Raw genomic sequence first — 11,198 nt, forward strand, 5'->3', positions numbered from 1 at the left:
ATCGTGATGATGTCGGTGGTCGGCAGTTTCCCATTGATTCTGCTGGCGGCGGCGCTGATCGGTATCGGCTCATCGACTTTCCACCCCGAAGCTTCGCGGATCGCGCGGCTGGCCTCCGGTGGACGCTTTGGTCTGGCGCAATCGACCTTCCAGGTCGGCGGTAACGCCGGTTCCGCATTCGGCCCGTTGCTGGCGGCGGCGATCATCATTCCGTTCGGTCAGGGCAACGTGGCGTGGTTTGGCTTGTTCGCGGTGTTTGCGTTGTTCGTGCTGTATCGCATCAGTCGCTGGTATGCCCATCACCTCAACCTGTTCAAGCTCAAGGCTGGTCAGGCGGCGACTCACGGATTGTCGAAAGGCAGGGTGATCAGTGCACTGGTGGTGCTGGGGCTGTTGGTGTTCTCCAAGTATTTCTACATGGCCAGCCTCACCAGCTATTTCACCTTTTACCTGATCGAGAAATTCGACCTGTCGGTGGCCAGTTCGCAGCTGCATCTGTTCCTGTTTCTCGGAGCGGTGGCGGCGGGGACGTTCTTTGGCGGGCCGATTGGCGACAAGATCGGGCGTAAAGCGGTGATCTGGTTTTCGATCCTTGGCGTGGCGCCGTTCACCTTGCTGATGCCCCACGTCGATCTGTTCTGGACCACTGTGCTCAGTGTGGTAATCGGCTTCATCCTCGCCTCGGCGTTCTCGGCGATTGTGGTGTACGCGCAGGAGCTGGTGCCGGGCAATGTCGGGATGATCGCCGGGGTGTTCTTTGGCTTGATGTTTGGTTTCGGCGGGATTGGTGCGGCGTTGCTTGGGCATCTGGCGGATGTGCACGGGATCGAGTACGTGTATTTCCTGTGTTCGTTTCTGCCGTTGTTTGGCGTGCTGGCGATCTTCCTGCCGCGCACCAAAAAGGCCTGAACCACACCGTTTAAACTGTAGGAGTGAGCCTGCTCGCGATGGCGGTGTGTCAGATGAAGTTACGTCAACTGACACACCGCCATCGCGAGCAGGCTCACTCCTACAAGGGAATGTGTTTTGCCTTGAATGTCAGGCACAAAATAGCCGCGTATCAAACGCGGCTTTTTCTTGGGCGTAACGCTTAGACGTTGAAGCGGAAGTGCATCACGTCGCCGTCCTTGACGATGTAGTCCTTGCCTTCCAGGCGCCATTTACCAGCTTCTTTAGTACCGGCTTCGCCCTTGTACTGGATGAAGTCGTTGTAGGCGATGACTTCGGCGCGGATGAAGCCTTTTTCGAAGTCGGTGTGGATCACGCCAGCGGCTTGTGGTGCGGTGGCACCGACGCGGACGGTCCAGGCGCGGACTTCTTCGACACCGGCGGTGAAGTAGGTCTGCAGGTGGAGCATTTCGTAACCGGCGCGGATCACGCGGTTCAGGCCAGGCTCTTCCAGGCCCAGGGCCTCGAGGAACATGTCCTTCTCTTCGCCGTCATCCAGCTCGGCGATTTCCGCTTCGATCTTGTTGCACACCGGAACCACCATGGCGCCTTCTTCTTCGGCGATGGCCTTGACCACGTCCAGGTGCGGGTTGTTCTCGAAACCGTCTTCAGCGACGTTGGCGATGTACATGACCGGTTTGGTGGTCAGCAGGTGGAAGCCCTTGATCACGGCTTTTTCGTCCGCGCTCATGTTCTTCATCAGGCTGCGTGCAGGCTTGGCTTCGGTGAAGTGCGCGATCAGTTGCTCCAGCAGAGCTTTCTGAACCACGGCGTCCTTGTCACCGCCCTTGGCGTTGCGTGCAACTTTCTGCAGTTGCTTCTCGCAGCTGTCGAGGTCGGCGAAGATCAGTTCCAGGTCGATGATTTCGATGTCGCGTTTCGGGTCGACGCTGTTGGACACGTGGATCACGTTGTCGTCTTCGAAGCAGCGCACCACGTGAGCGATGGCGTCGGTTTCGCGGATGTTGGCCAGGAACTTGTTGCCCAGACCTTCACCTTTCGACGCGCCGGCCACCAGGCCTGCGATGTCGACGAATTCCATGGTGGTCGGCAGGATGCGCTTCGGATTGACGATGGCCGCCAGAGCGTCCAGACGCGGATCCGGCATCGGCACGATGCCGCTGTTCGGCTCGATGGTGCAGAAGGGGAAGTTCTCGGCCGCGATACCGGATTTGGTCAGGGCGTTGAACAGGGTGGACTTGCCGACGTTAGGCAGGCCGACGATGCCGCAATTGAATCCCATGGTGTTTCCCCTCGGATTAGAGTCAGGCCTTCTGGCTGTGCAGGTTTTTCATCGCGCGGTTCCATTCACCGGCGAGGATATCCGGCAGCACGCCGAGGGCAAAGTCGATGCTGGCATCGAGTTTTTCCTGTTCGGCGCGTGGCGCACGACCCAGGACGAAATTTGAAACCATACTGGCGACGCCCGGGTGGCCGATGCCAAGCCGCAGGCGGTAGAAAGTATTCTGATTGCCCAGTTGCGCGATGATGTCGCGCAACCCGTTGTGACCGCCATGGCCGCCGCCCTGCTTGAGCTTGGCGACGCCCGGAGGCAGGTCGAGTTCGTCATGCGCCACCAGGATTTCTTCAGGCTTGATGCGGAAGAAACCGGCGAGTGCCGCCACGGCCTGGCCGCTGCGGTTCATGTAGGTGGTGGGAATCAGCAGACGAACATCCTGACCCTGATGCGAATAGCGTCCGGTCAGGCCGAAATATTTGCGATCGGCCACAAGGTTCACACCTTGTGCGGCGGCGATACGCTCAACAAAAAGGGCCCCTGCGTTATGCCGGGTCTGTTCGTATTCGGCGCCTGGATTACCCAGGCCAACGATCAGTTTGATGGCAGTCACGATAGGGGCCCTTCCTTGGAGTGGTGGTTAACATCGCCGCGATCAGGGAAAGCGGCGAAAGTGGACGAAAATTGCTCATTTACCATGAATGTAAACTCCGCGTTCTCGCCCGCTTTCTCGCTACGTTCCAGTCCGCGATGTTTCACTCACTCCGACGAACAGAGTGAAATTACTCTGCTGCGCCTTCTTCGGTAGCTTCTGGAGCAACACGTGGAGCGTGGACGTTGGCTACTGCCTTGTCATCGCCGTGTGCCAGAGCAACGAACTCGACACCTTTAGGAGCTTTGAGGTCCGACAGGTGAACGATGGTGCCGATTTCAGCGTTAGCCAGATCGACTTCGATGAACTCAGGCAGGTCTTTTGGCAGGCAGGAAACTTCGATCTCGGCAACAACGTGCGAGATTTCGCCGCCTTTCTTCACTGGAGCAGCTTCGTTGATGAAGTGCACAGGAACGATAGCGGTCAGTTTCTGGCCAGCGACAACGCGTACGAAGTCAGCGTGCATCACGTGGCCTTTGGCCGGGTGACGTTGCAGGGCTTTGATGACGACGTTTTGTTTCTTGCCACCAACGTTCAGCTCGATGATGTGGCTGTAAGCCGCTTCGTTTTCGAGCAGTTTGGCAACTTCTTTGGCCAGCATGCTGATGGATTCAGGGGCTTTGTCGCCACCGTAAACAACAGCTGGAACCAGAGCGGCGAGACGACGCAGGCGGCGGCTCGCACCTTTCCCCAGGTCGGAACGCACTTCAGCATTCAGAGTAAAATCGTTCATTTTGTATCTCCAAAATAGCCATGACCGGGTGGCGTTTGCGACCAGCGCCAAACACGGTATGGGCAAAAAAGCCCCGCCCCGACAGGAATGCCGGGGCGGGGCGCTTTTCGTCAACGAGACATTTCGAGAAGGGCAGGGCCCTTAACGGAACATCGCGCTGATCGATTCTTCATTGCTGATGCGGCGAACCGCTTCGGCAACAACCGGTGCGATATCCAGTTGACGGATACGTGCACAGGCTTGTGCTGCAGCGGACAGCGGGATGGTGTTAGTGACCACCAGCTCGTCCAGCACGGAATTTTCGATATTCTCGATGGCCCGACCCGACAGCACAGGGTGTGTGCAGTAGGCGAAGACCTTGGCTGCGCCATGCTCTTTCAGGGCCTTGGCCGCATGGCACAGAGTGCCGGCGGTATCGACCATGTCATCGACCAGAATGCAGGTACGCCCTTCGACATCACCGATGATATGCATCACTTCAGAGTGATTGGCTTTCTCACGGCGTTTGTCGATGATCCCGAGATCCACGCCCAGGGATTTGGCAACAGCACGTGCACGCACGACGCCACCAATGTCCGGGGACACGATCATCAGGTTTTCGAAGCGCTGATCTTCAATGTCATCCACCAGAACCGGGGAGCCGTAGATGTTATCTACCGGAATATCGAAGAAGCCCTGAATCTGGTCAGCATGCAGATCAACCGTGAGAACACGGTCGATGCCGACTACGGTAAGCATGTCAGCAACGACTTTTGCGCTGATAGCCACACGTGCGGAACGCGGACGGCGATCCTGACGGGCATAACCAAAATAAGGAATAACAGCAGTAATACGAGTAGCCGAGGAGCGGCGGAAGGCATCAGCCATCACTACCAGTTCCATCAGGTTATCGTTGGTCGGAGCGCAAGTCGGCTGAATAATGAAGACGTCTTTACCGCGAACGTTTTCATTGATCTCGGCAGTAATTTCGCCGTCGGAAAACTTACCGACAGAAATGTCACCGAGAGGGATATGCAGCTGACGTACGACACGCCGAGCCAGATCGGGGTTAGCATTCCCCGTAAAGACCATCATCTTGGACACGCGCAGTACCTAGAGGCTGAGGGTAACCTGGATGAGTATAGAAAATGGCAGGGGCGGCTGGATTCGAACCAACGCATGGCAGGATCAAAACCTGCTGCCTTACCGCTTGGCGACGCCCCTGTATCTGTTGCTTCAGATGCCTTGCATCTGGTTCCTTTAGAGCAGACTTTGCAGCTTGCGATGCAACATCGAAACGTTGCTTCCTTTTGCTACAAACCCTGTTAGGGTCTCTGTCAGAAGGGCCGAGACTTTATCAGCTTCAGCTTTGCTTGGGAAGCCCCCAAACACACAACTTCCAGTTCCGGTGAGTTTTGCTTCGGTAAATTTACCTAACAAATCCAATGCGTTACGTACCTCTGGATAACGCCTTGCTACCACCGGCAAGCAGTCATTTCGACTGTTTCCCTCGGGAACGGGGCGCACTTTAATGGGCGGCGTGTTACGTGTCAACAAAGGATCGGAAAAAATTTCTGCCGTACTTACAGAGACTTGCGGCACGAGCACCAGATACCACGGTTCTTCGGGGTCGACCGGGGTCAGTTTCTCGCCCACGCCTTCGGCAAATGCCGCGTGACCACGGACGAAAACCGGCACGTCGGCGCCAAGCGACAGACCCAGTGCGGCGAGGCGGTCTTCATCCCAGCCCAGTTGCCACAAGTGATTGAGACCGAGCAGAGTAGTCGCGGCATTCGAGCTGCCGCCACCGATGCCGCCGCCCATGGGCAGAACTTTATCAATCCAGATATCGATACCGAGCGAGCAGCCTGATTGTTGCTGCAGCATTTTTGCCGCGCGCACGATCAGGTTGCTGTCGTGGGGCACACCGGCGAATTCGGTGTGCAGCTGAATCACGCCGTCTTCGCGCACGGCGAAGGTGATTTCGTCGCCGTAATCGACAAACTGAAACAGCGTCTGCAACTCGTGATAGCCGTCTGCCCGGCGACCGAGAATATGCAGCATCAGGTTTAGCTTGGCCGGCGAGGGCAGCGTCAGACGCGGAGCGGTCATGCTTTATTGCCCCAATTTACGCGGTTGCCAGGTCTTGATCACCAGCGTCACGTCCAGATCGGTGCCGTGCAATTTGATCCGCTCGGGCAGCCAATAACCGTTTTGCTCGGCGTAGCTGAGGTATTCGACCTTCCAGCCATCCTGTTCCAGATTGGCCAGGCGACTGTCGTTATCCAGCGTCAGACGGCTTTTGCTTTGCGGTGCCGGCAGGCCACGGACCCACCAGGCCAGATTCGACACCGGCAGTTTCCAGCCCAGTTGCTCTTCGAGCAGCGCTTCCGGCGACTCGGAGTCATAGCGGCCCTGATTGGCGACTTCCAGCGAAACCTTGCCCGGGCGTCCGGTCAGGCGTGCCGCACCACGACCCAGCGGGCCGGACAGGCGAATGTCGTAGTAATCCTGGCGTTGCAGCCAGAACAGCGTGCCGCTACCGGAATCTTTCGGTGCGCGGATGCCGATCTTGCCGTCGATCTGCCAGCCATCGAGGCCGGTCAGCTGTTGTTTGTTCGCGGCCCACTGAGCCGGACTGCCGTGGCCCTCGACCGATTCGCGAGCGCCGAAGCCCGCGCAACCGGCGAGCAGGGCGATGAAACTGAAAACAATAACGTGGCGCAAAAACATGAGTTAAAGAGTCTCGGATCCGGTCAGGCGCTTGATGGTGCTGCGCAGGATGGTGCTGTCTGGCTGATCTTTGAGGTACTTGCCCCAGACCTGTTTGGCTTCGCGCTGGTTGCCCTTGACCCACAACACTTCGCCCAGGTGCGCGGCGACTTCGTGGTCAGGGAAACGCTCGAGCGCCTGACGCAGGTATTTCTCGGCGTCGTCCAGATTGCCCATGCGGAAGTTCACCCAGCCGAGGCTGTCGAGTACCGCCGGGTCTTCCGGATTGATCTGGTGCGCCTGTTCGATCAACGCCTTGGCTTCAGCGTAGCGGGTGGTGCGATCGGACAGGGTGTAGCCCAGCGCATTGAGCGCCATGGCGTTATCCGGGTCGCGCTTGATGATCAGGCGCAGGTCTTTTTCCATCTGAGCCAGGTCATTGCGTTTTTCCGCGAGCATGGCGCGGGTGTAGAGCAGATTCAGATCGTCCGGGTATTGCTGCAAGGCTTTATCCAGGGTTTTCCAGGCCTTGTCGTCCTGTTTGTTGGCCGACAGGGTTTCGGATTCGATCAGATACAGCTGGATCGCGTAATCAGGCTGGGCGTCACGCTCGGCGGCCAGTTTGCTCTGGGCTTCGGCGGTCTTGCCGTTGTTCATCAGGATATCGGCCTGACGCAGTTGCGCCGGCAGATAGTCATTGCCCGGGCCGACCTGCGCGTATTCGATCAGCGCGCCTTGCGGGTCGTTGCGCTCTTCAGCGATGCGGCCAAGGTTCAGGTGCGCCGAATCGACGTGGCTTTCGCGCGCGATCAGGTCTTCCAGGTAACCCTTGGCCTCATCCCAGGCCTTCGCTTCCAGGCATACCAAGGCCAGCGAGTAACGCAGTTCGTCGTCTTCGGGGTATTGCTGAACCAGGGTGGAAAACTCGACCTTGGCGTCGTCCATGCGGTCCTGTTCGACCAGGGTGCGCGCATAAGTCAGGCGCAGGCGCTTGTCGTCCGGGTACTTCTTGATGCTTTTCTGCAGCAACGGCACGGCCTCGTCGCCACGATTCATGGTTTGCAGCAGGCGGGCGCGCAGCAGGATCGGAGCGATCTCGCCGTCTTCCGGCGGATGGTCTTCGAGCAGGGTCAATGCGGCTTTGTTGTCGCCGTCCTGTTGCAGGAGCAGGGCCTTGCCAAAAATCAGCTGGCTGTTTTTCGGGTGGCGCTGCAGCAGACGGTCGAAGCTTTTCATCAAGCCGTTGCGGGTTTCCTGATCAGTGTCGGCGGCCGACAGCGCGAGGAAGTCGAAATGGGTATCGCCCTTGCCCTGCAGGACTTTCTCCATATACACCATGGAGTCGTCGTAACGCCCGGCGCGGGCCAGTTGCACGGCGGCGGCGCGTTGCGCTTCGAGGTCGTCCGGAGCGTTTTTCGCCCAGATCAGTGCGGTGTCCAGCGCAGGCTGGTCGGCGCCGAGGTATTCGGCGATGCGGAACGCGCGCTCGGAAACCCCCGGATCCTGGGTGTTGATGGCCTGGGTCACGTAGTTGTCCAGGGCAATGTCAAAGCGATTGCGCTGGCCGGCGAGTTCGGCGCTCAACAGGCTGAAAACGGTTTCCTCGCTGAACGAGCTGTAAACCTTGGGCTTTTCAGGCGTGGACGCGGTGTCTTCGACCGGCGGGGTGCTGTCCGGCGAAACGGGGGCCATGGCCTGGCAGCCGCTGAGGAAGACAAAAGCAAGGAGCAACGCGGAAGATCTATTCATATAGGAGAAGGACGACTAACCTGCGGTCGGATCATCATGACACAAGCCTTCGGTCAAACATAACCGCTCAGGCAATTTACGCTGATCCCTGTAGGAGCTGCCGAAGGCTGCGATCTTTTGATCCGCAAAAACAAAATCAAAAGATCGCAGCCTGCGGCAGCTCCTACAGGGGGTGTGTGTACATGAACGAGAATGGATCGCAGCAAGATGTGGATACAATAAGGGCGATAGATATCCAATAGTTGTTCTGAATCTGACGAAGTAGGACAATTGCCGGCTTCACGTCACCATCAGCGACCTTGAATGGCCTTCCTTGCACTCGGTATTAACCACAAGACTGCTTCAGTAGACGTCCGCGAGCGCGTGGCCTTTACCCCTGAGCAGCTGGTTGAGGCCTTGCAGCAGCTCTGCCGACTCACCGACAGCCGCGAAGCTGCGATCCTCTCCACCTGCAATCGCAGTGAGCTTTATATAGAACAGGATCAGGTTTCCGCTGATCTGGTGCTGCGCTGGCTGGCCGACTACCACCATTTAAGCCTCGATGAGCTGCGCGCGAGTGCTTATGTGCACGAAGATGATGCGGCAGTTCGTCACATGATGCGTGTCGCCTCCGGGCTCGACTCGCTGGTGCTGGGCGAACCGCAGATCCTCGGCCAGATGAAATCGGCCTACGCCGTGGCCCGCGAGGCCGGCACCATCGGCCCACTGCTGGGGCGGCTGTTTCAAGCGACGTTCAATGCCGCCAAGCAAGTGCGCACCGATACCGCCATCGGCGAAAACCCGGTGTCCGTGGCGTTTGCCGCGGTCAGCCTGGCCAAGCAGATTTTCAGTGACCTGCAACGCAGCCAGGCCCTGCTGATCGGTGCCGGCGAGACCATCACACTGGTCGCCCGTCATTTGCATGAGCTGGGGGTCAAGCGCATCGTGGTCGCCAACCGTACGCTGGAACGCGCCAGCCTGCTGGCCGAACAGTTCGGCGCGCATGCGGTGCTGCTTTCCGACATCCCGGCAGAACTGGTGCGCAGCGATATCGTCATCAGCTCCACCGCCAGCCAGTTGCCGATCCTCGGCAAGGGCGCGGTGGAAAGCGCACTGAAGCAGCGCAAGCACAAGCCGATCTTCATGGTCGACATCGCCGTGCCCCGGGATATCGAGCCGGAAGTCGGCGAACTCGACGACGTTTATCTGTACAGCGTCGACGATCTGCACGAAGTGGTCGCCGAAAACCTCAAGAGCCGACAGGGTGCAGCCCAGGCGGCGGAAGAGATGGTGTCGGTCGGCGCCGACGATTTCATGGTGCGCCTGCGCGAGCTGGCGGCGGTCGATGTGCTCAAGGCCTATCGGCAACAGAGCGAACGCCTGCGCGACGAGGAGCTGCAAAAAGCCCTGCGTCTGCTGGCCAACGGCGGTAATGCCGAAGAGGTGCTGGGCCAACTGGCCCGTGGCCTGACCAATAAATTGCTGCATGCGCCAAGCGTGCAGTTGAAAAAGCTTTCTGCCGAAGGCCGCCTCGATGCGCTGGCCATGGCCCAGGAACTCTTTGCCCTCGAGGGCTCACCGGATAGTTTTTCGGATAAAAAACCGCAATGAAAGCGTCACTGCTCAACAAGCTGGACATCCTCCAGGACCGTTTCGAGGAACTGACCGCGCTGCTTGGCGACGCCGAAGTCATTTCCGATCAGGCCAAATTTCGCGCTTATTCCAAGGAATACGCTGAAGTCGAGCCGGTCGTCGCCGCCTATAAAAAGCTGCTCGGTGTGCAAAATGATCTGGAGAGTGCCCAGGCACTGCTCAAGGACAACGACCCGGACATGCGTGAAATGGCCGTGGAAGAAGTCCGCGAAGCCAAAGAACTGTTGGTGACTCTGGAGTCCGACCTGCAACGCATGTTGCTGCCCAAGGATCCGAACGACGGGCGCAACGTGTTTCTCGAAATTCGCGCCGGCACCGGTGGCGACGAGGCGGCGATCTTTTCCGGCGACCTGTTCCGCATGTACTCGCGTTACGCCGAGCGCCGTGGCTGGCGGGTGGAAATCCTCTCGGAGAACGAGGGCGAACACGGCGGCTATAAAGAAGTCATCGCCCGGGTCGAAGGCGACAACGTCTACGGCAAGCTGAAGTTCGAGTCCGGCGCGCACCGCGTACAACGCGTGCCGGCCACCGAATCCCAGGGCCGCATCCACACCTCGGCCTGCACCGTGGCGGTATTGCCGGAGCCGGACGAGCAGGAAGCGATCGAGATCAATCCGGCGGACTTGCGCGTCGATACTTACCGTTCCTCCGGGGCCGGTGGTCAGCACGTGAACAAGACCGACTCGGCGATCCGCATCACGCACTTGCCCACCGGCATTGTCGTCGAGTGCCAGGAAGAACGTTCCCAGCACAAGAACCGGGCGCGAGCCATGGCCTGGCTGTCGGCCAAGCTCAACGACCAGCAGACCGCTGCCGCTGCCAACGCGATCGCCAGCGAGCGTAAATTGCTGGTCGGTTCCGGCGACCGCTCTGAGCGTATCCGTACCTACAACTTTGCCCAGGGCCGGGTCACCGACCACCGCGTCAACCTGACCCTGTACTCCCTTGATGAAATCCTCGCCGGTGGCGTTGAAGCGGTGATCGAGCCTTTGCTGGCCGAATACCAGGCCGATCAACTCGCCGCGATAGGTGAATAAATGACCATCATTGCCAGTCTGTTGCGCGCCGCCGAACTGCCGGACTCGCCGACGGCGCGTCTGGATGCCGAATTGCTCCTGGCCGCAGCGCTGGGCAAGCCGCGCAGCTTCCTGCACACCTGGCCCGAGCGCATCGTGCCCAGCGAAGCGGCGCTGCTCTTTGCCGAGTACCTGCAACGGCGTCGCGGCGGTGAGCCGGTGGCCTATATTCTCGGTCAGCAAGGGTTCTGGAAGCTGGATCTGGAAGTGGCGCCGCACACGCTGATCCCGCGCCCGGACACCGAGCTGCTGGTCGAGGCCGCGCTGGAACTGCTGGCAGCAACGCCGGCGAAAGTCCTCGATCTGGGCACCGGCAGCGGCGCGATTGCCCTGGCCTTGGCCAGCGAGCGCCCGGCGTGGAAGGTCACGGCGGTGGATCGCGTGCTGGAAGCCGTAGCGTTGGCCGAGCGCAATCGCCAGCGCCTGAACCTGAACAACGCCACGGTGCTGAGCAGCCACTGGTTCAGCGCCCTTGAAGGC

General features: G+C 59.2%; 11 protein-coding genes and 1 tRNA gene. 4 read left to right on the forward strand and 8 right to left on the reverse strand.

Annotated features, from left to right (window positions below; translation table 11 throughout):
• Positions 1–909: MFS transporter (locus tag DBR18_RS04060; RefSeq protein WP_108589348.1), on the forward strand; the 909-nt coding region annotated here is incomplete at its 5' end.
• A gap of 181 nt (positions 910–1,090) precedes the next feature.
• On the opposite strand, the gene ychF is transcribed toward DBR18_RS04060, so the two are convergent.
• The 8 genes from ychF to DBR18_RS04105 all read right to left on the reverse strand — a co-directional run bounded on the left by ychF (position 1,091) and on the right by DBR18_RS04105 (position 8,010).
• Positions 1,091–2,191: a redox-regulated ATPase YchF gene (gene ychF, locus DBR18_RS04070; RefSeq protein WP_108589349.1), complete on the reverse strand. Its 1,101-nt coding sequence runs from the start codon at positions 2,189–2,191 to the stop codon at positions 1,091–1,093.
• A 22-nt stretch (positions 2,192–2,213) separates the two neighbouring features.
• Entirely contained in the window at positions 2,214–2,798 is a 585-nt protein-coding gene (gene pth / locus DBR18_RS04075; RefSeq protein WP_003228164.1) for an aminoacyl-tRNA hydrolase, read from the reverse strand.
• Positions 2,799–2,967: 169 nt separating this feature from the next.
• Positions 2,968–3,570, reverse strand: a complete 603-nt coding sequence (locus DBR18_RS04080; protein WP_007967646.1) for a 50S ribosomal protein L25/general stress protein Ctc — start codon at positions 3,568–3,570, stop codon at positions 2,968–2,970.
• 141 nt (positions 3,571–3,711) lie between these two features.
• Positions 3,712–4,653: a ribose-phosphate pyrophosphokinase gene (locus DBR18_RS04085; protein ID WP_003171603.1), complete on the reverse strand. Its 942-nt coding sequence runs from the start codon at positions 4,651–4,653 to the stop codon at positions 3,712–3,714.
• Positions 4,654–4,698: 45 nt separating this feature from the next.
• Positions 4,699–4,773 (reverse strand) — tRNA-Gln (locus DBR18_RS04090).
• A gap of 36 nt (positions 4,774–4,809) precedes the next feature.
• A complete protein-coding gene (gene ispE / locus DBR18_RS04095; protein WP_108589350.1) occupies positions 4,810–5,661 on the reverse strand; it encodes a 4-(cytidine 5'-diphospho)-2-C-methyl-D-erythritol kinase in 852 nt (283 codons plus the stop codon).
• A 3-nt stretch (positions 5,662–5,664) separates the two neighbouring features.
• Positions 5,665–6,282, reverse strand: coding sequence for a lipoprotein insertase outer membrane protein LolB (gene lolB, locus DBR18_RS04100; protein ID WP_108589351.1), 618 nt, complete (start codon positions 6,280–6,282; stop codon positions 5,665–5,667).
• Positions 6,283–6,285: 3 nt separating this feature from the next.
• Positions 6,286–8,010, reverse strand: coding sequence for a tetratricopeptide repeat protein (locus DBR18_RS04105; RefSeq protein ID WP_108589352.1), 1,725 nt, complete (start codon positions 8,008–8,010; stop codon positions 6,286–6,288).
• 303 nt (positions 8,011–8,313) lie between these two features.
• Here DBR18_RS04105 and hemA point away from each other — a divergent pair, with 303 nt between their 5' ends.
• The 3 genes from hemA to DBR18_RS04125 all read left to right on the forward strand — a co-directional run.
• A complete protein-coding gene (gene hemA, locus DBR18_RS04115) occupies positions 8,314–9,600 on the forward strand; it encodes a glutamyl-tRNA reductase (protein WP_064589169.1) in 1,287 nt (428 codons plus the stop codon).
• On the forward strand, positions 9,597–10,679 hold the full coding sequence (gene prfA, locus DBR18_RS04120) for a peptide chain release factor 1 (protein WP_108589353.1): 1,083 nt from the start codon (positions 9,597–9,599) through the stop codon (positions 10,677–10,679). Before hemA ends, prfA begins: the two co-directional genes overlap by 4 nt.
• Positions 10,680–11,198: HemK family protein methyltransferase (locus DBR18_RS04125; protein ID WP_256588531.1), on the forward strand; the 519-nt coding region annotated here is incomplete at its 3' end. It abuts the gene before it with no gap.

Origin of the sequence: Pseudomonas sp. HMWF021 (assembly GCF_003061005.1) — a bacterium.
GTDB lineage: Bacteria > Pseudomonadota > Gammaproteobacteria > Pseudomonadales > Pseudomonadaceae > Aquipseudomonas.